This window comes from Zobellia nedashkovskayae (assembly GCF_015330125.1).
GTDB classification, from domain to species: domain Bacteria; phylum Bacteroidota; class Bacteroidia; order Flavobacteriales; family Flavobacteriaceae; genus Zobellia; species Zobellia nedashkovskayae.
In genome coordinates this window covers 3762881-3784993 of the sequence record NZ_JADDXR010000002.1, presented here as the reverse complement: position 1 = coordinate 3784993, position 22113 = coordinate 3762881, and the positions used below count along the sequence as shown (strand labels likewise).

Sequence of the window (22113 nt, the reverse complement as noted above, 5' to 3'; positions counted from 1 at the left end):
GTAGAGCTCATAAAAAAAGCCCTTATCTATTGAAGACAAGGGTTTTTTTTTATTATTGTTTTACTTCAGAAATTAATCTTCTAGAGAAATTGTTTCTGTGGTTCCATCAGGATAGATAAGCTCACCCAGGTCATCACAAGTACCGTCACCAAAATTAACATCTACCGTTAATCCATTTTTAGAAAGCTCCATTAGACCTTTTCCTATATAATCGCAAGACGACTCTGCTTGTAGCACATTTACAATGTCAATGTTATAGGTATCATCATCAGAAGTTACCGTCCATTCACCGTTCATTTGTAAAACAAAACCTTCACCAGAATCCGGTGAAACAAATCTATAGTTCTTATCTCCTTCTTCAGAAAGTTCACGACCGTCTTCCAAAACTACATCCATATTAACACCAACATCAAAAACTAAATCATATCCGTTAATAGATTCCTCAACAGAGATTCCTACTGACCTTTCTCCATTCAATTTAATTCCACCAACAGAAAAATCAATATAGGATACCGTGTAATCATGAGAATCTTCTTCACCACCGTACACAACTTCTATTGACCCGTTCATTAAATAATCATTGGCTGCTGCTGTACAATTATCAAAAGTTGCGGAAAAACCTTTTTCCGTATAAACTGCCGTATAGCATGTTTCATCTTTTCCGGAATTTGCAGAATTCCGATCGCCGTAAATTCCACTAATCATACCATCTGCAGCACTAGACATATCATCCAAATCAAAAATAGCAGCTAACTCTGTCTGTTCAACTACTAATTTTTGTTCTTGCTCCTCTTCTTGTTTTTGATCCATATCCAAAATTTCATCAACATCATCGGAACAACTAAAAGCTAACAGCGAAAATGCACCAACAAGAACATAAGGTCTAATAAGTTTAAAATAGGAAGTCATATTTAAAATTTAAGGTTATCGTGCAAAAACGGAGAATGGTGCAGTATATTATAGTTCAGGACGTTATTTGGATGAACGGCACCAAAACCTATATACATGGTAAAATTTTAATCTAAACTTTCCTATAATTCCTTCTAAACTTAAAGAAAATAATTAATAAAAAGAACTGAAAAATCGTATACGATACCATATATTTACCATATGGGAATGAGTATTATACTACGTGATAAAGTACGAGAACACCTTTTGAGACAAATGCAAAAGGGCGATTTACAACCCGGACAAGGCATTAATCTGGCTGCATTATCTAGAAAGTTGAAAGTAAGCGTAACTCCTATTCGGGAGGCTTTGACGCAGCTACAGCAATCCCACATCATACGAGCTATTCCCAACCGCGGATTTGTAATTGCTGCCGCTAATCCAGACGAAGCCAAAAACCTTTATGAGCTTGTTGCCCACTTAGAAGTTCTAGCACTAGAAGAATCTACGTTTAATGAATCTTCAATCTCCAAACTTAAAAAGCAAAGAGACCTTATTGCAAATGCCGAAGATGCTTTGGAACGTGTGAATGCCTATATGGAGTTTCATAGGCTTCTAACCTGCAACTATAAGAATCCTGTATTTCAACAAATACTGAAAGATTTAAAAACTAGGGTTTTCTTCTATGAACGTGCTTTTATGTCCAACGATTCCTTTCATTACAATTCCAACGATCAGCACGATGCTATAATTTCTGCTATTGAAGATGATAATATACCTTCTGCCGCATTAGTTCTAAAAATGAATTTAATGCTGGTAAAAAGCTATATAGAAAAGCAACTTGTAGTATTATAGATTCTTCAACAAAAATCTTAATTATTGTATTTTTTCTAGGCGTTTTTACGCACTTTCAACATTATCTACGGCCTTTTTTGGAAAACCATTGAATACTTCTATCCTGTTCATTTTCAATAGATAGGTGAACAAATCACAATTTTTTTGTAAAGTTATATCTGAATTCAAATTACAAATTTACATTTGAATTGTATTTCGACTAAAAACCGAAAACAGAGACAACAATTTTAAACTAAAGGCGTTTTAACGATACCTAAAAAACAAAAAATCATGGGTTACTTATCTCCTCAAATAGAAGTTTTGGCCAGAAAGAAGAAGCAAGCAGAAAAGTCTTTGATCAAGAAAGAACACTCTTGCGGTATTTTTCAAGACTACGGTAGTCTAAACAAAGAAGAAAAGCTAGAAAGAGACTAGTTTTTCAAAATTGTGTGGGCAACTTCTAGAATAGTTTTGCCTATTAGTTCCGGCGCTCCGTCTAACGGATAAATAGCGTGACCTTTGCGTGCAACAAATGCGGTTCGCAAACCTGCTCGTTTAGCTCCCAAAATATCCCAACCATGTGCGGCAACCATCATGGTATCTTCTGCCGATACGCTCATTTTCCCAAGAACAGCCTTATAAGGTGACGCTTCTGGTTTATAACTTGAGACCACTTCCACAGACATTATAGCATCAAAATAAGAAGCAATTCCTGCAAACTGTAATTGTTCCTTTAATAAATTCTCATTGCTATTAGAAAGAGCCACCAGTTTTATACCCGCGTCTTTTAATATTTTCAAGCCTTCTTTAACATCATCATGAGGTGGTAATTTCTTGATGTTACCTAAAATAGAATCCATGTCATCTTCCGATATATTTTTATCGAACTTTAGCATGGTCATCTTCAGCGTAGCCTTTCCAATGGCACCAAAATCTTCGTAATTACCACTTAAAGTTTCAACTAAAGAGTAATGCAGTAAGGTCCTGAACCATAATGCAAAAGCATGTTTTGAATCTAAAGCCTCGTTTATAGCTGAGGCCAAAGGGTCTAGATTCAAAAGGGTTTCATTAATGTCAAAAATAAGTAGTTCAGGTTTTTTCATTCCATTCCGTATTTTACTTGCAGTTCAGGTATTTCCCTTTTGAATATCGGTTATAAAATGTCTGATTTTCTTAGGTAAATTAGACTCGTTAAATTGCGACTCATAAATTCCATCTTCATCCGTAAATTTTACGGTATAGGTAAAACCGTCCCTCAGTTGGCTGTGGTCTTCACGCTTAAGGCTAACGGCCTCACGCATTTCTTTTTCTTCTTCTTTACCCAGTTTAACTTCTCCCTCAAAATGCTTAGGAATAGCTGTAAAACCTCCTTCTATGTTTATATCGTACTTCATTAGACAACTATTGGGGTTAGACCTACTTGAGTAAAACTCATGCTTATGGCTTCTACAGCATTTTGAGCCACTTTATCTTCTGAAATTAACTTTTGTGCAGTACTTACCAACGTTTCTACCATATCGTTAAAGTCAGCCGTACGCCATAGCGCCTTTAATGTCTCAAACCATATCAATGCACAATCATCAAGACCAATTTCTAAGCAGCATAGATAAAAGGCCTTGTTAGGTATCCCAGAATTGATATGTACACCTTGGTTATCCCCCATCCCATTGTAATAGTTATCCATATGATCTGGTTGCGTATCAAAATCATTTGCCGTACCAGGTGCTTTCATAGAGCGAATTGCAACTCCTGGAAATTCTTCGGTTACCACGCTGTCTCCAATTAACCAATCGGCATTAGCAATGTCTTGCTCTAGGTATTTTTGTTTGATAATCGTTCCGAATACATCAGAAAAATGCTCGTTAAGTGCTCCTGGCTGACTTTGGTATTCCAAGTTGGCAAAAAACTGCGTTACACCGTGGGCAAGCTCATGAGCAACAACATCAATAGCACTTGCAAAATCTGTGAATTCTTTACCGTCACCGTCGCCGTAAGTCATTTCATCACCATCCCAATATGCATTGTTATATGCTTCACCATAATGTACGTTGGAAATTATATCTAGCCCGTTTCCATCAATAGAATTTAGTCCAAATGTCTCCAGAAAATATTTACGAACAAAGCCTGAAGTATCATATGCGTTATTCACACTTTCATCTTCTACAGGCTCTTGTCCTTCTTGCCTGACTAGCTTCATTCGCTGCTCAAATTGGTTCTGAGAATCGTATACGAAACGCTCTCCACTCCCTTCCGCTTGGTTGCGTAGCAAAAGATTGTTTAGACTATTGCGTCTACGTTCCGCAATTCTTCCTGTATCGTTCAAAGCTCTTTTGCAACTCATATTACCATGTTTGGCGAGCTTCTCAAGTAAGTATGGTGGAATTATATAGCATTGGGCTTTTGTGCACATAGAAATAGATTTTAGGGTTTGAGATGTAATTTCGCTTGTTTTAAGAGTTTCTCCAAAAAATAAGCGTTAAGCTTTCAGATAAAATTGACATGGACTGTACCCTAATCAGTCTTTAGGAAACAAACTTTTATCTAAGCCCGGAACCAAACTAAGGGCGTTCTTGTAATATACTTTTTTTAATATTTCATCGGGTAAATTAAGCCCATACATGGCCCAGAAAGCATGATATTTCTTATAGTAAGGAAAATACTCGTCATTGGTTTCTAAGACCCTAAAATAGGTAGGAAACTCCTCTGGCTTCCAACTATCCTTTCCAAATAGGATACGATCTTGGTACTTTGTAAAAAATTCACGTGCATTTTGCGGCTGTCGGCCAAGTTCTGCAATTACGGCAGCTATACCCACATACATATTTGGCAAGTCATCTAAGAAACCGCCCAATTGTTTTAAGTCATTGGCATACCAACCCATATGCGCACTAATAAATTTTGTATTCGGATGTTTTTTGAACACATGGTGCTGTTCATCTATAATTTGTTGCCAGGGAGCAGGGTCCGTGTCTGAGCGCTTTCTACGTGAATGTGTTTTTAACTCCAACCACCGTTCGTTATCAGCATTCATTTCATCCCAAAACGATTTTGGGTCAGCGGAATGAATCAATACAGGAACACCCAATTCCCCACACTTTGCCCAAATAGGGTCTAAGCGTATATCATCAACCGCCAATCGCTTTCCGTCAACATCTACATTTCTAAGCCCTAGACTTTTAAATACTTTTAAGCCTTTAGCTCCTTTTTTAATATCGGCTTCTAGTTGGTCCACAGTCTTTTCTATCCAACCTGATTTTCCCGCTCCATCAAAATCTACATTGGCAAAGACAACAAATCTATTAGGATAATTTTCAGCGATATTATCTACGCTTTCCGCTAATTTACTCCCAGAGCCTCCGCTTAGGTTTACCATAATAGCTTCATTCATGGCATCCATATCTTTCACCAAACCATTAAGGCTTTGCGCACTCATATTTCTTTGATGACTATGAATGTCTATAAAAGGATATTTCGCTTTTGTCACCTCATTCACCGGAACCACCAAGGTAGATTTTGGATTATACTCTTCAAAGCCCATTTCTTGGGCGACCAAACCATTGCACGCCAGTAGTATAAATACAAGATTAATTTTCAAATTCATGCCTATTCTTTAATTGTTCGTAATCTTCCTCTGTGTCCACATCACTAATACGATTTTCTGCAGGAATTGTAATAATAGTATCCTGTTCTTGCTCCAAGAGATGTTTCGCACCAAAATCTTCATCTAACTTCAATAAAGTATTCACATATTTCTTAGGGAAAAGTGCCGGTACTCCTGCCCTATTTCTATAGGTCGAAGCTATGATTCTATCCGTATGCTCAGAGAACGTGCTAATAAGTTTATCAAGATATTTAAAATCGATTAAAGGTTGATCCGCCAGCGTAATCAATAGCCCATCAAACTCTATATTCGACTGAAGTAGCCATTCAGTTCCACAAGCAATAGAACCACCTAAACCTGATTGCCAAGCGGTATTTTGAATAAAAATTACTTCTTCCTTAATTTGAGATTGTATCAATTTAGCATTTGCGCCCAATACAGTGACAACCTCAATTGCATCCGTAGATTTAGCGGTCTGAATAGCATGCCCCAACAAAGTAGTATCTTTCCAAGGAAGGAGCTGTTTTGGTTGTCCCATTCTTGTGGAAGCCCCGGCAGCCAATATTAAAATTGCAATACGATGCGGCATAATTTTCATTAGGTATGTATTCTCCCTTGTTTGTTTTTGAGCATTATGGGCTCTTTATTTCTTGTAACCGATAGTATTTCAGAAAGAATGGCCATAGCGATTTCCTGAGCGGTTTCCGCACCTATGTCCAATCCTGCCGGACCGTGGATTGTATCAAAAAAAGCATCTGAAACTTCAGGATAATTTTCTATGAATTCATTTAGAAGTTTCTCCCTTCGTTTTGCAGGGCCCAACATTCCTAAATACACAGGACGTGATTCTTTAATAGCTAACAAATACTTTAAGTCGCGCACATAACTATGTGTCATTAAAACGATTGCAGTTTGTTCATCTATAGAATTAAGCGATAACATTTCTGGTTCTTCCGATAGAAAAAGACTCGCTCCGGGAAAATCACTTATATTCTTTTCCTCTGCTGCAGAAGCCACAATAGTAACTTCCCAACCCGTTAAAGAAGCAAAAAAACATAACTGGACCGCATCATGTTCCGCACCAATTATAATCAGCTTAAAACAAGGGTTCATTTCTTGCTCAAACCGCTCCCTATCATCCGTTAAAACAACATTATTCCGCATTCCAAATTTCTCTCTTCCTATAATAAAAAAAGAACCTAGGCTTGTGTTGTTACCTTCGTCCTTACTAAAGGAGGAAATGATTTTAAATTGCGTCCTGCGACTCAATGTGAGCTCAAAAGCTTCAAGGAAAGTCGAGCTTGGAGCAAAAGGCTCTATCAATATATAAAGAATGCCCTCGCAGCCCAACCGATAGCGGCCATCGTAAATCATCATCTTGGGGATATCATCTGTAAATACAGTTTGAGCCTGTCTGATGATTTCCTTTTCTACACAACCGCCACTTACCGCTCCTATCCTCTTGCCGTCCTCACGGATAAGCATGCGAACTCCTGGACGACGGTACGAGGAGCCCTCTAAAGCAACGACCGTCGCTAGGACGGTCTTTTGCTTCTTATCTTTAGCAGCCTTATAGGCTGTAACTATGTGTTTTAATTCATGTGTCATACACAACGTAATCGAATAAAGAAAGTATATTGATTGGAACCGAATTCACTAGCCCAAAATATCCTCTTCTTTTACCTTCCACAACTCTGCTTGTTCTATAAAAGGTTGTTTGTACGCTCTTTTACCTGTTGCTGCCTTAAGTGCATTGGCTACCGCCCCTCCTGCAGGCGGTAATGTTGGCTCTCCTAATCCTGTTGGCGAAAGTTCATTTTGAACTAAATGTGTTTCCACAACCGCTGCGTCTTTCATACGGCCTAAACGATATGTATCATAATTATTGGCTGTAGGCACTCCATTTTCAAAACCAAAACTACCATACATACTATGGCCTATTCCGTCTACAATACCCCCTTCAATCTGGTTTAATGCTCCTAATGGGTTTACTACAATTCCACAATCTACAATACAAGTTACTTTTTTGACCACTGGCAGACCTTTTTCAATCTGTACATCGGCAACTTCGGCAACGTGCGTGTTATGACAATAATAGGCCACAAATCCTTGATAAGTTCCTTTAGGTTGATTGCCCCAACCAGATTTATCAACGGCCATTTTAATTACGTTTTGCATACGTTCTGCCGAATATTGAATTCGCTCATCATCCGTTCCTTTTACTTTTTCTAAAAGGTCTAAACGCATCTTAATTTTATCGACCTCCATTTCCTCCGCAAGTTCATCAAAGAAACTCTGCTCTGCATAGGCCAAAAAGTTGGTGAATGGTGCGCGCCAGGCTCCAGTAGTAATATTACTCTTGTAATTAGCGACATCTACCTGATAATTCTCTACTGTACCGGCCGGGAAGAAGTTAGGGATTAATCCATACATATTTCCGTTAATAGCAGCTTCTTTTAAATGGTAACCACTAAGTTGCCCATTTTTAAAAGAAGCTTTGATTCTATATTTAATTGCTGGTCTGTACACGCCGGTAGACATATCATCTTCCCGAGAAGAAACCATTTTAATTGGCTTTTTGATTGTAGCACTTATTTCTGCTGCTTCATAGACAAAATCCCCATAGAGTCTTCTACCAAAACCTCCGCCCATACGGGTCATCTCTAAATGAATATCCTCAATATCCCTGCCCAAAAGTTCTGCAACGGTGTTCGCCGCATCTTCAGGAGTTTGCACAGGTCCTACCAAATGTATTTTTTCATCGGTTACATTGGCAAAGAAGTTCATAGGCTCCATACAGTTATGAGGCAAGAACGGCGACTCATAGGTACGTTCCAAAACCTTATCTGCCGCAGCGAATGCTTTTACAACATCACCATCTTTTCTCATGGTAACAAAATCTTTACCGTCTAAAAGACCGTTTAATTTTTCATCATGAAATTCAGTGCTTTCTAAAGGTGTAGCATCTGACCAAACAGCTTTAATGGCTTTTTTGCCTTTAAAAGCGTCCCAGGTTGTTTTTGCCAAAACAACAACCTTTCCGCTACCGCTTAGTTGTGCAGTCCAATTCACTTCTTCTTTATCCAATAAGGCTTTTGCCATATCGCCAATTTGAATCACATCAACTACACCGGGTAATGTTTTAGCCTCTGTAGCATCAAAAGAAACCAATTCTTGTCCAAATGCCGGCGGTCTAAGGACTGAGGCATATAACATACCTTCTTCCTTGTAATCAATCCCAAACAAGGGTTGACCAGTAACAATTTTATCAATATCTACATTACGTCTGTCGGTACCTATAATTTTATAGTCCTTTGGTTCTTTTAGAACGGCATTTTCAGGAACCTCTAAAACGGCCGCATCATCTACAACATCACCATAACCCAAGGTTTCTCCCGCTTTATTGGTAATTACACCTTCACTTACCGTAAGCTCAGAAGCATCTACACTCCATCGTGCCGCAGCTGCATTCACTAACATTTGTTTTGCCGTAGCTCCTGTTTGTCGTAGCGCATCCCAACCAAAACGGATGGACTGGCTACCACCCGCAATTTGTCTTGTATAGTTTTTAGTGTCAAGAACCCCTTGCTGCACGTATACATTATCCCAAGAAACATCTAATTCTTCGGCAATAATCATGGGCATTGATGTTTTTACACCTTGACCGATTTCCGGATTGGGCGAAAAAATAGTCACCGCACCATTTTTGGCTATTTTTATAAAAGCATTAAAATCGTTGTAATTCAAATCGGCTAAATCTACCGGCGGTTTTACATCAGATTTACATGCTGTAAAAAGGTTGAAACCTATTAAAAGACCTCCGCTCGCAAGAGATGACGTTCGTAAAAAATTTCTTCTACTAAATTGTATGGATGATTTTGACATGAACAGTATATTATAGAATTTCGGCTTTTGGTTTTTTCAAAAGCGTAACAGTATTTTTTAGGCCATTTTTTCAGCAGCTACGCCTACCGCTTTCTTAATGCGATTATAAGCGGAACATCTACAAATGTTACCGTTCATTGCGTCTTTGATCTCTTCTTCTGTTGGGCTCGGATTTTTCGCTAAAAAAGCGGAAGCGGTCATCATCTGACCCGCTTGGCAATACCCACATTGTGGAACATCTACCTCTTTCCAAGCTTGTTGTACCGGATGTGAACCATCTTCGGACAGCCCTTCTATCGTTGTGATGCTCATACCTTCAGCAGATGCTACGGGTAAGGAACAACTTCGTGTTGCGTTTCCATCAACATGAACCGTACAAGCGCCACATTGTGCTATTCCACAACCAAATTTTGTGCCGACCATATTTAAATGATCTCGTAAAACCCATAGCAATGGAGTTTCTTCACTGGCTTCTACCGTATGGGCTTTTCCGTTTACCGTAAGTTGATACGTTGGCATATATATCGTTTTAGTTTTGTTTCTCGATTAAGATACTTACAAGGTATTAAAATTTTAACTTTTGATCATGACTTTAACTTTTCCTTTGGTCTTTTGAAAGCTAGATTTAGCCGTATGTTTAAGTTTGTTTTTAAAACTGATTTTAAGATGTTCTTATTCCGAAATTACATTGAATTAAAACATTTGATTATTCTGGGCGCCCTTTTTTAAAAAAAATGAATTGAAACATCTCTTTTAAGGCCTTAACAATAATTAACATCTTTTTTTATCTTCTTCATACTTTAAATCGAAAATTAACGTTGTGATGGTTGAACGTAAAAATCACGAAAATGAATTCCTCCTTAAAACTTGTTTTATTTTTTCTATCTATCTCGTTATTTGTTTCCTGCGGGAATGCCGATGATGATGTAAATTATGCTTTGAATACAGGTGATGGATTCGGAGAGGGCCAAGCCGTTGATAACTGCCTTGACCTTGGTGAAAACGACTTAGTCTTATCTATTCAAGACCAGTACACTACTGATCCGGGTAAAGTTTCTATTTTCTTTAAAGTTTCTAATAGTGATGGAAGTCCAGTATCAGGTTTGACCGCGGATCAATTCACCATCTACGAGCAAGGAAGAAATGATGATTGCTTCAATACCATTTCAACATCAGAATCCAATGCTAGAATATCACCTAATGAACAGATATTCTCAAGCAACACATTATTGATTCTGGATTTAAGCGGTAGTGTTTTAGAGACTAGCTTGGAAGAATTAAAAACGGCAAGCACCAGTTTTGTAAATACCGTTATGCCGGAAACAACACAAGAATCATATAAAATGGCCATTTATTGGTTTGATGGCGAAGATGTTCTTCATGAACTTAACCCGTTAACTTCAGAAAAATCTGAATTGACACAGGCCATTGCAACTATTGATGCCAATATTAGTAGCGATGCTTCAACAGACCTTTATGGTGCCGTGATAAAAGCGACTGATAAAGCTACGGAATTATTGAACGAAAGCACCCAAGATGAAAGAATTGGAGCTGCTTCGGTGGTTATCTTTACGGACGGTACTGACCAAGCTTCTAGATATTCAAAAGATTCCGCTCAGGAAAAAGTAGATACTGCAGACCCTAATATTTCTTTCTTCACTATTGGTTTGGGTGGTGAAATTGATACAGCCGTATTAACAGCTCTAGGAAAAACATCTAGCGAATTTGCAGCTAACAAAGATGATTTAGAGGATACCTTTAACAGGATATCTGATTTAGTTTCGGAACGCGCAAGTAGTTTTTACCTTTTTGAGTACTGCAGCCCTAAAAGAAGTGGAGACAATAATTTAGCCATTCAGGTTACAGAAGGAAGCTTACAAGGTGCTGTTCAAACCAAATTTAATGCTGACGGATTTACCGGAGGCTGCGAATAGCCAGTAAAACTCCCCAAAAAATAAAAAAAAGGCACCTAAAATAGGTGTCTTTTTTTATGCTTTATTTTTAAAGGCAAAACACTATGAATCAAATGATTGATAATTTTTTATCGCATTTTTGAAACCGTTAGTCGATAATGTTAATGGCCCTTTAACATCCAATCACGCATCAACTTCGTATTACTAATAAGTCAAAATACTTTATAACAAAACATTTAAAAATGAAAAAATCTATTATCCTAAGTACGCTTGCCGTTACTCTAATGGCATCTTGTGTTTCTAAGAAAAAATTTGTTGCTCTTGAGAACAACTTATCTGAAACGCAAAGCGCATTAACAAAGACCCAAGTTGAAAAGGAAGAGCTTGAAGGGAAAATGACTAAGATTGAAGCTCGTGTTGCTGAGTACAATGCTAAAATCGGTTCTTTAAAAGAAATCAACGATAGCCAAATGACTTCTGTTGATGATGTTGCCGTAATGAGCAATAATACTAAAGCAAAAATGAGAGCTACCCTTGCAAAAGTTGACCCTACCAAATTGGCAGGTGCTGAAACTTTACAAGATTCTATGAACTTGGCTATATCTTACAAATTGAAAAAATCTATCTCTGATGAAGATGATGATGTAGATGTAAACATTGATAAGACTGTTGTTATGATCAATATATCTGACAAACTTCTTTTCAACAGCGGTAGTTACCGTGTAAGCAGCAAAGCCAATAAGATTCTTGAGAAATTAGCGCAAGTAATCAACTCTGAGCCAAGCATGGAAGTAATGGTAGAAGGCCACACAGATTCTAAAACTATTAGCACCGAAATGTTCCGTAACAACTGGGACTTGAGTGTAAAGCGTGCTACTAGCGTTGTAGACATCCTTCAAAACAAATACAATGTTGATCCAACTAAGATGATTGCTGCCGGTAGAAGTAGCTACTTGCCATTAGTAGAGAACGACACTAGAGAGAACAGAGCTACGAACAGACGAACTAAAATCGTTATCATTCCTAACTTAAATAAGTTCTTCGCACTTTTAGATGCTGAGTCTCTTTAAGACCTATTTAATACTGAGTTTATAGACTTGGTGATTGAAAAAGGGAGAACATACCGTTCTCCCTTTTTTTATGCGGTTTAACGAATTAAAACAATATTAAGTAGGGTTTTTGGCTACTTCGCTGTCTAAAGAAAATGAGAACCCCCATATTCGAAAATGAAAACCTACATCCGAGAACAAATGCTGTGCTAAATGACAAAATTAGAACACATGGATGTATTAACAGTTATTATCAAGAACACCGCTTTAAACGGAATGCCTAAATGGTACCAGGCTTTAACTCTTTCGTTATTTGCAATTATAGCTACAGTTGCAATTACAATGTACTTTAAAATTGGTTTTCAGGCTTCTGAAATGGCTGAAATGGCTATGAGATTCGGTTATTAAAAGCTGAAAATCTCCTACCTATAAATCATTGCATTTTTAAAATTAGTTTTCTTGTCGCTATTAAGGTCGATAAGAAAACCGTTGATTACCGCATGCGTTATATTGCCTCCTTTTTTGAGAAGAAAGGTAGGATTAATCCCTACTTCAACTAAAAATTCTGGCACTTCAAATTTCTTTCCAATTACATGGATTGGAAAAGGTGATGCCAAGTTTTCCGAAGGAATGTTCACCACACGTACGTAGGTGTACCCAGATTTCAATAAAGATTTGATATCTAAAGCTGCCAAGGCGCTAAATGAGGATACAAGGTCCGGATACACTTTTCCGGGTGTTATCGTGTATCCTGTGGCATCCAAAGTTTCATACCCATAATAGGTAGAAAGGTCGCCTTGATCTAAAATACGACTACTATACCAAAAATCTTTATGTTCCTCTTTATCTACTTCTAAACGGTTCATACCTATATCCAAAATATAGTCTTTTCCTAAAAGTGAATAGGTTGCGTTTTCTATTTTAAGGTCGAAAAGTTTCCGGTCGTTTTCTGGTATTTTTTCATATTCCTCTAAGGCAATCTCCTTGTAATTTTCTGTAGCAACAGAATAAATGGCGGCCAGAATAGAAACATAATTCAGTTTTCTGATTTCTTGCTTTTCTACATCACCAAGATATCCACCGGACTCAATTAAAATAGTGCTTGTACCCCACTTTTGAATATTATCCCCAAAGGCTCTTGGCTCAAAGTCGTCATTGTAACGACCAACTTGTCCCTGAGCATATTTTTGAATGATATTATTCATAAAGACAATTACTTTCATGGCGTTGCCCCTCTTTTCGTTAATATCCTTTTCATAGTTATACGCTGGAGCCAAATATGATATAGTAGCAGGTTTTTCAGTTCTTTCTGCATTATAGTATGTACTTTGATCATGTAAATTGAAACCAAAATCTGCATCTAAACTATCCCGAACCCTTTTTAAAGTTTGCCCTTCGGGAGATTGTAACCGCAACGCATCACGATTAATATCAATACCCAAACGATTTCTTCGTCTAAAAACCTCTGCCCCATCCGGATTTAGCATCGGCAAAAAATGCAACGTGCAATTGGCCAGTATTTCTTGTTTTTCGGCTTTAAAATCCGGACTATTAAAAAGATTGAAAATATCAAAAATAGCCTGAGTAGCCGTAGGCTCATCCCCATGCATCTGTGACCAAAGAAAAACATCTGTTTCTCCTTGTCCAATGCTAATAAGCGACAATGGGCGCCCCTCAATAGAGGTGCCGACACGGCTTACTTTGAATTTATCGTTTTTGCGGTATTTTTCAATTAAAGGGTATAAATCAAAATGCTTAATACGTCTCTTGTTAAGCGAAGGCTCTTTATACGTTTCATAAGTATCGTAAAGCAGGGTGGTCAAATCTTTCTGTTGCGCGCTACAAAATAAGCTGGCAATAAGAAACAAAGCGGTAATCTGTACTCTCATAGGGTAGTCGGTTTTTTGGGTATAGGTTCAAAATTAAGGTTTTTGGTAGCTTGTCTTACTTTGTGCATAAAATCTTCTCCTGGGTCTGTTTTTACGGTACGATAGCCTTTGTCCTTTTCCAACCACAAAGGATGGTCTTCAAAGAGAATATATTCATAATGCCCAATTAGATAATCAATAGCATATTTGTTGGCTAGGTATTTTACCAAAGCGATATTAGATTTAACCTGCTCCTGCGTTAAAGGTAATGCATCAGTACCTCCTACATTTTCAATTCCAATAGCGCAATGATTTAAGCCAATAACATGTCTTGCCATAATGGTTTCTGGCAGTAGTTGATAAATACTGCCATCACGGTCTACTAAAAACTGTGAGGATACATTCAATCCGCTTACATCCTTTATTTCTGGCCGCCAGTTTGGTAAAGTAGAAGGATTAAAAGCCTCAAAAGATTCTTCTAATGTTGGTATAACCGTCCAATGCAGCACGATTATTTTTGGTGCTATTTCTGTAGTCTCTTGTATAAGCCCATACCTGTTTTTCAAGTATTCTAAAGTCAATTGTTTTCGGTTTTCGTCAAAAACAATCGGCTTATCTATAATTTTAGGAATTTGTACTGTTTCCTTGGTTGGTTTACAATGCAAGAACAAGACGCAACTGCAAATAGGAAAGAGTATTCTAAATTTTTTAATCATTCATCTTTTGTATTGGTTTCCCGTTTAACACGGTATTTGATTTTTAATTTTTTATTACCCCAATTTCTAGCTCGCTCCACATCAACCCCCATGTAAATATCGATTTTATTCTCCCATCTGCTATGCATTTTATCCATTACCACATAAATACCGTCTAGCCCATTTATCTTTACTTGCGTGCCTTGTCCTATACCCAAATGCAATAAATCCTGCGATACCGCTATGGTTTTCATACCGGGTATTAAAGTATCTCCCCAGGCCGCCACACCGGGCTCATCGTCTGTTTGCCAGTACACAGAATTGTAAGCAGTTACATCTACTTCCTTCGTTTTCCAGACGTAATCTTTATCATTTTCGGTACACGCATTACATAGCAAAGACAGCAACAAAAACAAGGTTATCTTTTTGTACATAGCGAAAGAGATTTACTTTAAAGCTACATAATTTTAAGAAACTGGGTATGGTAACGGTTCTCCCTTATGAAGTGCAATTATGTTTTCTGCCGCGAAAACGGACATTAGATTTCTGGCCTCTACCGTTGCAGAGCCAATATGTGGAGTAACCGCCACCCGCTCCATAGAAAGCAAAGGATTATCGCTTTTCATAGGTTCTGGGTCGGTAACATCCAGACCTGCCCCCCATATTTCGTTATATTCTAAAGCGGTTATCAAGTCTTTTTCATGATGTACTTGTCCCCTAGAGGTATTAACGAAAATTGCGGACGATTTCATTTTTTTGAATGCAGCGGCATCAAACTTATGTTTTGTGGCCTCTGTAAGCGCGCAGTGAACCGAAACAACATCGCTTTGCGCTAACAACTCGTCAAAAGTTACTTTTTTTGCTTGCAGCTCCTCTTCTGCTTCTAAATTGACAGAGCGATTACAATAAAGAACCGTCATACCATAAGCTCCTTTGCACCTTCGTGCAAATTCAAATCCTATTCTTCCCAAACCAAAAACACCAACGGTCTTGTTTTTTAGTTCAAAGCCTAAATGTGCCTGAGGTCTAAAATGTTGCCATTCTCCTTTCGCTATGGTTTTATGCATATATAACATTCTTCTAGATACGGCCAACATGAGCATAAAAGCCACATCGGCAGTGGCATCTGTCATAGAATTGGGTGCATTAGCTATTGGTATACCTAGTTTTTTTGCTTCGGCTAAATCAATATTATCATAGCCTGCGGCATATTGCGATATAATTTTGAGGTGCTTATTCGCATTTAAAAAGGCTGCATCTAAAGGATAATTACTTGTACTCAGAAGCGCATCATGTTTAGCAGTTGCCTCATAAAACTCTTCTTTTGTCATTGGTAAATCCTTGGTCCATTTAGTAACTTCAAGGCCTTCTTCTTTCAATAAATTTATTCCTGCATCCGGAATATTAAGTGGTGCGAGTACTTTCATAGAAAGCAATTTATAAAATCTTGTAGACGGTTTTACAAATTCCTTTACTTTTGTTCCGTTATAGGTATATTTTTAATTTTCACAACCCTTTAAAGTTTATATGAAAATCTTCAAACGCATACTTTTAATTTTATTCGTAATTCTAGCAGTGGCAGTATATTTTAATTTCCCCAAACTCAATTTTATCTCTGGTTATGCCTCCAAAAATATGGCCTCTACCGTTTTTCTAACCAATAGAAGTGCCGAGTCCGTTGTTTTAAACGATAATGACGTTCCTCTTATTAACCTTGCAGATGTTGAGACAGATGGCAAGAGCGCTACCGCTTCGGTTTTTGGACTTATGGAGCGAAAAGCTATCTGTAGAGAAGGATTGGGCTGTACGCTGGTCAACAAAGACTATGACCCTAACACCAAGATTCCTGTTCCGCAGCGTTTAATAAACGACAATAACTTAGCATTTCCTTATGGAGACAAAGAGGCCAAAGACACTGTTTTTGCAAATGTAGACTATGACCAATTACAAAAAGCAATGGACCAAGCTTTTACCAATAACGAAGTGCAAAAAACACGAACCGTTTTGGTGGCTCATAAAAACCATATTATTGGAGAAAAGTATTTAGATGGTTTTAGCAAGGACACGCCTATTTTGGGTTGGAGTATGACCAAAAGTGTACTAGCTACTTTGTACGGAATTTTAGAACATGAAGGGAAATTAGACTTAAATAAACCTGTGTTGTTAGCAGGATGGGAAAAAGACGATAGAAAAAAAATAACGTTGAACCATCTGCTGCGTATGCAAAGCGGACTTGCCTGGGACGAAGATTATACTTCTATTTCTGATGTAACGCGTATGCTTTTTATGGATCCAGATATGACCAAAGCACAAGGTGAAAAGGAAGCTATTGCTGCACCAACAGAAGTTTGGAACTATTCTTCCGGCACCACTAATTTATTGTCGGGTATTTTAAGAAAGCAATTTAAAACACACCAAGAATATATCAACTACCCTTACCAAGCGCTTATTGATAAAATTGGAATGAGCAGTATGCTTATGGAGACTGATATGAAAGGGAATTTTGTAGGTTCTTCCTATGCATGGGCCAATACCAGGGATTGGGCCAAGTTTGGTCTTTTGTACTTAAACAAAGGAAACTGGAATGGAGAACAGCTTTTTGATTCCTCTTGGGTAAGTTACGTATCCGAACCCACAATACTTTCAGATGGCACCTACGGTGGTCATTTCTGGCTCAATGCCAACGGAAAATACCCAGATGTACCTAGAGACCTCTATTCTGCGAACGGGTACCAAGGACAGCGTGTTTTTATTGTTCCGTCTAAAGATGTTGTAGTCGTAAGAACCGGTCTTGCCGAAGATCCTGATTTTGATATTAACCTTTTCCTAAAAAATGTATTGGCCGCTATTAAATAAATAGCATCGTTTCTGGCTCACGAAAGCACAAGAAAAAACTTACATATCTTTTTATTGTATTTACACAACAATTTTCCCTTGCCTTGCAACAATAGTTTCGTTGTAATGCAGCTTCAGGGTAAGTTTACAGTGTAATAAAAAACAAGAAGTAAAATTTTCATTTTCATATAGTGTTCTCGATGAAAGAGCCTTATCCTAACGGATGGGCTTTTTCTAGTTTTAACAGGTTCGTATCCTTTAAAACCTTCAAACTAAAGATGAAAATACTTTGTTCTGAAAATCAAGGAATATACTTGTTCTTACCAAAATTAGGCTTCCGCTTTTCCAAGAAGGCATTTCTACCCTCTCTTGCTTCTTCCGTACCGTAAGCCAGACGCGTGGCTTCGCCCGCAAATACTTGCTGGCCTACCATACCATCATCCGTTAAGTTCATAGCGAACTTTAGCATTTTTATTGAAGTTGGCGATTTTTCAAGAATTTCTTGCGCCCATGAATAAGCAGTGTCTTCTAATTCGTCATGTGGAATTACTGCATTTACCATCCCCATTTCATATGCCTCTTGAGCAGAGTAGTTTCTCCCTAAGAAAAAGATTTCCCGCGCTTTTTTCTGGCCAACCATTTTAGCCAGGTAAGCAGAGCCATAACCACCATCAAAACTGGTAACGTCAGCATCCGTTTGTTTAAAAATAGCATGTTCTTTACTCGCTAAAGTAAGATCACAAACTACGTGAAGACTATGTCCGCCGCCTACCGCCCAACCTGGCACGACAGCGATAACCGCTTTTGGCATAAAACGAATTTGACGTTGCACTTCTAGAATATTCAAACGGTGCATACCATCTTCTCCAACATAACCTTGGTCTCCCCTAGCATTTTGATCACCACCACTACAGAATGAGTAAATACCATCTTTGGTAGATGGCCCTTCCGCAGAAAGCAAAACAACGCCTATAGAAGTATCTTCTTGAGCATCATAAAAAGCCTGATACAGCTCACTAGTAGTTTTTGGCCTGAACGCGTTACGTACATTAGGCCGGTTAAAAGCAATACGAGCTACTCCGTTACACTTTTTATAGGTGATATCTTCAAATTCTTTGGCTATTGTCCAATCTGGCTTTTGCATAATAAAAGTTTAAACGCTGCAAAGTAAAGCAATTTGAAAAAAGAAAAAACCTTTGTTTAAGACTTGTAGGAAATAAAGCTTAAATCATTCATGGTAAATATGCTATAATTTCAAAAAACTACGCTTTTATAACCATTTTATATACAGACAAGATAGTATTACTTTCAAAATAGTCCAATTGTAGGTTTTTTATTAGTAAAAACATCAATAAACACCCTAATTGACAGCATATTACATTAATATATTATATTTTTACACAATTTTCAAATGTAAGAACTAAAGAATACCTTTATTTATAAAGAAAGTTATACACTATGCTACTCTAATCTTTTTCTTGTTAAATTAGAGTATTATAAATAACTAATGGACAGAATAAAACAAAACATAGATGTTTCAATTACCGATTTAAATGCGATTGCAAGAATTGGCTACTGGCAACTTGATACATCTTCTGAGACGTACATGCTTGATGACATCTCTTGTGAAATTACTCAGTTACCTAATAACACTATACTAAATGCAAAAGAAAAGCCTCCCTTTTGCTCTACCGAAAACAAATGGGCCATTATACAAGAAACATTAGCTAAAGCTATAGAACAAAAATCTTCTTTTAATCATGAAGTAGAATTGTTCCTTCCTGAAGGAAACTCTATTTGGGTGGTATTAATTGGAAAAGGTAATTATGATAAAAATGGCAGCTGTATAAAGGTATCCGGAATGATACAGGACATAACGGTAAGGAAAAATTCTGAAATCGAATTATTCAAAAAAAAAGAAATTTTAAATTATACGGAGAATAAGGCTGCACTAGGACATTGGAAATGGGACTTGAAAAATAATTTAATTACCTGCTCTAAAAACATATCCCGAGTAATTGGATCTCCCGATGGTGAACAAATTACTATTGAGAAGTTAACGGAAGGTATTCCCCAAGAAGATAAAAAACAGGTACTAAAGCATTTAGAAAATTCAATAAAAAATAAATCGTTTACTAATCTTCAGCACCCTTATATTACAAGTGATGGTTCTGAACGGGTGATTCAGGTTCTAGGAGAACCTATTTTTGACAATACTGATAACCTAACCGGTTTCATGTGCAGTTCTCAAGATATTACCACAAGAAAGCGTTTTGAGGATGAGCTTTTTGAAAAAAATAAATTATTTCTTACCGCTCAACAGAAAGCCCATTTTGGCTATTGGCAGTGGGATTTTGCAACTGATTTATTTACTTGTTCCCTTAATATGGCAGATGCTCTTGGTATTGAAAGAAATGTTGAATTTACCAAGAGTGACCTTTTAAGGGATGTTCCTCCAGAAAATCTCCAAGATATTCTCGATGTATTAGATGAAACTATTGAAACGAAATCATTTGTTGAATTTACGCATCCGATTGTTATGCGTGGAGAGCTTAGGCAAATTAAAGTGACCGGAGAAGTTTATACAGATACAGACGGAAATATTTTAAACATTTTAGGTATTTCGCAAGACATTACAGATCAAAAAAACTTTGAGAATGAACTCTTGCGTAAAAATCAATTACTTGGGTTCGCAGAACAAATCACAAAAACTGGTAACTGGCAATGGGATTTGAATACCAATAAAATAAAATGGTCTACAAACTTATTTCGCATTTTTGAAATTGAAGAAAAGTCAGAAATTCATTTCGACACCTATTTCAGTTTTGTTCATCCAGATGATCGAGAGAAAGTAACGCAAAAAATAAATACCCTTTTAGAAAATAAAAAATTTGAAAGTGTAATACATCGTATCATATTAAAAAGTGGGGTAATTAAAACAGTAGAGCTGCTAGCTACAGCAAGTCTTGATCGATCGGGTAAAGCAACTGAACTGATAGGAACCCTACAAGATGTAAGCGAGCAACGTGCGGAACAAAGGAAATTTAAAGGTTTGCTAGAATCTGCTCCTAATGCTACATTTATTGTAAATAAGGACAATATCGTACAGATGATCAACAAACAAGCCGTAAACTTATTTGGATATACATCAGAAGAATTAGTAGGTAAATCTATTGAAGTTCTCATTCCTTCAAGATTTGATGAAAAGCGTGCTCCATTACGGCAAGCTTTTTTTGACAACCCCTCTATTATAACGTATGATATTTCTGTGAATTTTTACATGATAAACAAGCAGAAAAAGGAAATACCCGTAGAAATAACCCTAGGGCCGTTGCAAGTAGAGGGAGACATTCTTTTATCTGTTGTTGTACGAGATGTTACTGTTGAAAAAAATTACCAAGAGAAAATTTTAAAATCTAAAGAAGATTTAGAACTATTAACCAAAGAACTTACCGCACAAAACCATCAACTTGCAGACTTTACCCAGATTACCTCTCATAACCTACGGGCACCTGTAAGCAATTTAAATTCACTTGTGGATATTTATAGGCAAATGGATGATGAAACTGAACGTCATGAGTTATTCAAAAAGTTTGAAACTGTAATTTCTCATCTAACGTTAACCCTCAATACGCTCATAGAAGCGTTAGTAGCAAAAAGCCACAATTCTTTAGAGCACAGTGATCTCCTGTTTAGTGATGCGTTAACCAAAACCGAAGAAATTTTTACAGCAGAAATACTAAGAACGAAAGCAGTTATTAAAAGTGACTTCACAGAAGTAAACTCTATTCGTTACCATAAAATTTATCTAGAAAGTATTTTTCAAAATTTAATTGGTAATGCTTTAAAATATAAGTCCAGAGAACGTATTCTTGAATTAGAGATAAGTTCCAAAATTGATAATGGAAAAGTGGTCTTGAGCTTTAAAGATAATGGGCTCGGAATAGACCTAGAAAAGCATGGGCACAAAATATTTGGCTTAAACAAAGTATTTCATAACCACCCAGAAGCAAAGGGAATTGGTCTATTCATGACCAAAACCCAAATTGAAGCTATGGGCGGAAAAATAACCGTAACAAGTAAAGTAGACCAAGGCACTACTTTTAATATTCATTTTATTTAAAAAAATATGCAACAACCTTTTCACCTTTGTATTGTTGATGATGATGATATTTATAGGTTTACAATTATTCAATCTGCAAAATTCTCTAAGATTGAACATAAGACCTCTGTTTTCCCTAACGGGGAAGAAGCCATAAATTTTATTAAAGAGAATCAGGATACCCCTGATGCGCTTCCGAATCTTATTTTATTGGATATTGACATGCCTATTATGGATGGCTTTCAGTTTCTAAAAGCCTATAGAGAGATTGAAACCGATCTAAGTAAGAAAATTGCTATATATATGGTTTCATCATCCGTAGATCCTGAAGATATAGAAAGGGCCAAAGGTTACACAGCGGTTATTGACTATTTATCAAAACCTTTAAAAAGCGAGAAACTTAAAGCAATAATAGAAAAAACATTAGAAGGTTAAGAACCTAA

The 22113-nt window shown here is 37.2% G+C and carries 22 protein-coding genes; 8 read left to right on the top strand and 14 right to left on the bottom strand.

What is annotated here, in order from left to right; all coding sequences use genetic code 11:
* Positions 1–72: 72 nt before the first annotated feature.
* Positions 73–909 (bottom strand): hypothetical protein, encoded by an 837-nt coding sequence (locus IWB64_RS15450; protein ID WP_194534860.1) that lies wholly within the window; start codon positions 907–909, stop codon positions 73–75.
* A gap of 207 nt (positions 910–1116) precedes the next feature.
* Between IWB64_RS15450 and IWB64_RS15445 the strand changes: the two genes are divergently transcribed.
* Complete coding sequence (locus IWB64_RS15445; RefSeq protein ID WP_226975910.1) at positions 1117–1743, top strand: GntR family transcriptional regulator; 627 nt, start codon at positions 1117–1119, stop codon at positions 1741–1743.
* A 270-nt stretch (positions 1744–2013) separates the two neighbouring features.
* The gene (locus IWB64_RS15440) at positions 2014–2157 is read left to right on the top strand and encodes a hypothetical protein (RefSeq protein ID WP_194534858.1); all 144 of its coding nucleotides are present in this window, start codon (positions 2014–2016) and stop codon (positions 2155–2157) included.
* Here IWB64_RS15440 and IWB64_RS15435 read toward each other — a convergent pair.
* The 8 genes from IWB64_RS15435 to IWB64_RS15400 form a co-directional block, all read right to left on the bottom strand.
* A complete protein-coding gene (locus tag IWB64_RS15435; RefSeq protein ID WP_194534857.1) occupies positions 2154–2825 on the bottom strand; it encodes a haloacid dehalogenase type II in 672 nt (223 codons plus the stop codon). The two genes, IWB64_RS15440 and IWB64_RS15435, sit on opposite strands and share 4 nt — an antisense overlap.
* A gap of 24 nt (positions 2826–2849) precedes the next feature.
* On the bottom strand, positions 2850–3116 hold the full coding sequence (locus tag IWB64_RS15430; RefSeq protein ID WP_194534856.1) for a hypothetical protein: 267 nt from the start codon (positions 3114–3116) through the stop codon (positions 2850–2852).
* The gene (locus IWB64_RS15425; protein ID WP_226975909.1) at positions 3116–4063 is read right to left on the bottom strand and encodes a M4 family metallopeptidase; all 948 of its coding nucleotides are present in this window, start codon (positions 4061–4063) and stop codon (positions 3116–3118) included. Before IWB64_RS15425 ends, IWB64_RS15430 begins: the two co-directional genes overlap by 1 nt.
* 174 nt (positions 4064–4237) lie before the next feature.
* The gene (locus IWB64_RS15420; protein WP_194534854.1) at positions 4238–5323 is read right to left on the bottom strand and encodes an amidohydrolase family protein; all 1086 of its coding nucleotides are present in this window, start codon (positions 5321–5323) and stop codon (positions 4238–4240) included.
* The gene (locus IWB64_RS15415; protein WP_194534853.1) at positions 5307–5912 is read right to left on the bottom strand and encodes a nucleotidyltransferase family protein; all 606 of its coding nucleotides are present in this window, start codon (positions 5910–5912) and stop codon (positions 5307–5309) included. The genes IWB64_RS15420 and IWB64_RS15415 overlap by 17 nt, the downstream gene beginning before the upstream one ends.
* 8 nt (positions 5913–5920) lie before the next feature.
* On the bottom strand, positions 5921–6931 hold the full coding sequence (locus IWB64_RS15410) for an XdhC family protein (protein ID WP_194534852.1): 1011 nt from the start codon (positions 6929–6931) through the stop codon (positions 5921–5923).
* A 48-nt stretch (positions 6932–6979) separates the two neighbouring features.
* A complete protein-coding gene (locus IWB64_RS15405; RefSeq protein ID WP_194534851.1) occupies positions 6980–9208 on the bottom strand; it encodes a xanthine dehydrogenase family protein molybdopterin-binding subunit in 2229 nt (742 codons plus the stop codon).
* A 57-nt stretch (positions 9209–9265) separates the two neighbouring features.
* Positions 9266–9727: a (2Fe-2S)-binding protein gene (locus IWB64_RS15400; protein ID WP_194534850.1), complete on the bottom strand. Its 462-nt coding sequence runs from the start codon at positions 9725–9727 to the stop codon at positions 9266–9268.
* Positions 9728–10056: 329 nt separating this feature from the next.
* Between IWB64_RS15400 and IWB64_RS15395 the strand changes: the two genes are divergently transcribed.
* From IWB64_RS15395 to IWB64_RS15385, 3 genes are all read left to right on the top strand, one after another.
* Positions 10057–11142 (top strand): vWA domain-containing protein, encoded by a 1086-nt coding sequence (locus IWB64_RS15395; protein ID WP_194534849.1) that lies wholly within the window; start codon positions 10057–10059, stop codon positions 11140–11142.
* 221 nt (positions 11143–11363) lie between these two features.
* Positions 11364–12191, top strand: coding sequence for an OmpA/MotB family protein (locus IWB64_RS15390; RefSeq protein ID WP_194534848.1), 828 nt, complete (start codon positions 11364–11366; stop codon positions 12189–12191).
* A gap of 210 nt (positions 12192–12401) precedes the next feature.
* A complete protein-coding gene (locus IWB64_RS15385) occupies positions 12402–12578 on the top strand; it encodes a hypothetical protein (RefSeq protein WP_194534847.1) in 177 nt (58 codons plus the stop codon).
* A 14-nt stretch (positions 12579–12592) separates the two neighbouring features.
* Here the strand turns inward: IWB64_RS15385 and IWB64_RS15380 are convergent, their stop codons facing one another.
* Genes IWB64_RS15380 through IWB64_RS15365 form a run of 4 tightly spaced genes read right to left on the bottom strand, consistent with a single transcriptional unit; the run spans position 12593 to position 16160 of the window.
* A complete protein-coding gene (locus IWB64_RS15380) occupies positions 12593–14059 on the bottom strand; it encodes a M14 family zinc carboxypeptidase (protein WP_194534846.1) in 1467 nt (488 codons plus the stop codon).
* Positions 14056–14754, bottom strand: a complete 699-nt coding sequence (locus IWB64_RS15375; RefSeq protein ID WP_194534845.1) for a peptidoglycan recognition protein family protein — start codon at positions 14752–14754, stop codon at positions 14056–14058. Before IWB64_RS15375 ends, IWB64_RS15380 begins: the two co-directional genes overlap by 4 nt.
* Positions 14751–15167, bottom strand: coding sequence for a 3D domain-containing protein (locus IWB64_RS15370; protein WP_194534844.1), 417 nt, complete (start codon positions 15165–15167; stop codon positions 14751–14753). Before IWB64_RS15370 ends, IWB64_RS15375 begins: the two co-directional genes overlap by 4 nt.
* Before the next feature lie 33 nt (positions 15168–15200).
* The gene (locus tag IWB64_RS15365; protein ID WP_194534843.1) at positions 15201–16160 is read right to left on the bottom strand and encodes a 2-hydroxyacid dehydrogenase; all 960 of its coding nucleotides are present in this window, start codon (positions 16158–16160) and stop codon (positions 15201–15203) included.
* Between the two features lie 100 nt (positions 16161–16260).
* Here IWB64_RS15365 and IWB64_RS15360 point away from each other — a divergent pair, with 100 nt between their 5' ends.
* Entirely contained in the window at positions 16261–17589 is a 1329-nt protein-coding gene (locus IWB64_RS15360) for a serine hydrolase domain-containing protein (RefSeq protein ID WP_194534842.1), read from the top strand.
* A 280-nt stretch (positions 17590–17869) separates the two neighbouring features.
* Here the strand turns inward: IWB64_RS15360 and IWB64_RS15355 are convergent, their stop codons facing one another.
* Complete coding sequence (locus tag IWB64_RS15355) at positions 17870–18712, bottom strand: 1,4-dihydroxy-2-naphthoyl-CoA synthase (RefSeq protein ID WP_194534841.1); 843 nt, start codon at positions 18710–18712, stop codon at positions 17870–17872.
* A 363-nt stretch (positions 18713–19075) separates the two neighbouring features.
* Here IWB64_RS15355 and IWB64_RS15350 point away from each other — a divergent pair, with 363 nt between their 5' ends.
* Together IWB64_RS15350 and IWB64_RS15345 are read left to right on the top strand one after the other, a co-directional pair.
* Entirely contained in the window at positions 19076–21691 is a 2616-nt protein-coding gene (locus IWB64_RS15350) for a PAS domain-containing sensor histidine kinase (RefSeq protein ID WP_194534840.1), read from the top strand.
* A gap of 6 nt (positions 21692–21697) precedes the next feature.
* A complete protein-coding gene (locus tag IWB64_RS15345; protein WP_194534839.1) occupies positions 21698–22105 on the top strand; it encodes a response regulator in 408 nt (135 codons plus the stop codon).
* Positions 22106–22113: the final 8 nt, after the last annotated feature.

Excerpts from the sequence above, each read along its gene's own strand:
- IWB64_RS15365 (WP_194534843.1), bottom strand. The coding sequence starts at position 16,160 with ATGAAAGTACTCGCACCACTTAATATTCCGGATGCAGGAATAAATTTA.
- IWB64_RS15380 (WP_194534846.1), bottom strand. The coding sequence starts at position 14,059 with ATGAGAGTACAGATTACCGCTTTGTTTCTTATTGCCAGCTTATTTTGT.
- IWB64_RS15345 (WP_194534839.1), top strand. The coding sequence starts at position 21,698 with ATGCAACAACCTTTTCACCTTTGTATTGTTGATGATGATGATATTTAT.
- IWB64_RS15425 (WP_226975909.1), bottom strand. The coding sequence starts at position 4,063 with ATGAGTTGCAAAAGAGCTTTGAACGATACAGGAAGAATTGCGGAACGT.
- IWB64_RS15360 (WP_194534842.1), top strand. The coding sequence starts at position 16,261 with ATGAAAATCTTCAAACGCATACTTTTAATTTTATTCGTAATTCTAGCA.
- IWB64_RS15370 (WP_194534844.1), bottom strand. The coding sequence starts at position 15,167 with ATGTACAAAAAGATAACCTTGTTTTTGTTGCTGTCTTTGCTATGTAAT.
- IWB64_RS15405 (WP_194534851.1), bottom strand. The coding sequence starts at position 9,208 with ATGTCAAAATCATCCATACAATTTAGTAGAAGAAATTTTTTACGAACG.
- IWB64_RS15410 (WP_194534852.1), bottom strand. The coding sequence starts at position 6,931 with ATGACACATGAATTAAAACACATAGTTACAGCCTATAAGGCTGCTAAA.
- IWB64_RS15430 (WP_194534856.1), bottom strand. The coding sequence starts at position 3,116 with ATGAAGTACGATATAAACATAGAAGGAGGTTTTACAGCTATTCCTAAG.
- IWB64_RS15385 (WP_194534847.1), top strand. The coding sequence starts at position 12,402 with ATGGATGTATTAACAGTTATTATCAAGAACACCGCTTTAAACGGAATG.
- IWB64_RS15415 (WP_194534853.1), bottom strand. The coding sequence starts at position 5,912 with ATGCCGCATCGTATTGCAATTTTAATATTGGCTGCCGGGGCTTCCACA.
- IWB64_RS15440 (WP_194534858.1), top strand. The coding sequence starts at position 2,014 with ATGGGTTACTTATCTCCTCAAATAGAAGTTTTGGCCAGAAAGAAGAAG.
- IWB64_RS15375 (WP_194534845.1), bottom strand. The coding sequence starts at position 14,754 with ATGATTAAAAAATTTAGAATACTCTTTCCTATTTGCAGTTGCGTCTTG.
- IWB64_RS15450 (WP_194534860.1), bottom strand. The coding sequence starts at position 909 with ATGACTTCCTATTTTAAACTTATTAGACCTTATGTTCTTGTTGGTGCA.
- IWB64_RS15435 (WP_194534857.1), bottom strand. The coding sequence starts at position 2,825 with ATGAAAAAACCTGAACTACTTATTTTTGACATTAATGAAACCCTTTTG.
- IWB64_RS15420 (WP_194534854.1), bottom strand. The coding sequence starts at position 5,323 with ATGAATTTGAAAATTAATCTTGTATTTATACTACTGGCGTGCAATGGT.
- IWB64_RS15350 (WP_194534840.1), top strand. The coding sequence starts at position 19,076 with ATGGACAGAATAAAACAAAACATAGATGTTTCAATTACCGATTTAAAT.
- IWB64_RS15400 (WP_194534850.1), bottom strand. The coding sequence starts at position 9,727 with ATGCCAACGTATCAACTTACGGTAAACGGAAAAGCCCATACGGTAGAA.
- IWB64_RS15445 (WP_226975910.1), top strand. The coding sequence starts at position 1,117 with ATGAGTATTATACTACGTGATAAAGTACGAGAACACCTTTTGAGACAA.
- IWB64_RS15390 (WP_194534848.1), top strand. The coding sequence starts at position 11,364 with ATGAAAAAATCTATTATCCTAAGTACGCTTGCCGTTACTCTAATGGCA.
- IWB64_RS15395 (WP_194534849.1), top strand. The coding sequence starts at position 10,057 with ATGAATTCCTCCTTAAAACTTGTTTTATTTTTTCTATCTATCTCGTTA.
- IWB64_RS15355 (WP_194534841.1), bottom strand. The coding sequence starts at position 18,712 with ATGCAAAAGCCAGATTGGACAATAGCCAAAGAATTTGAAGATATCACC.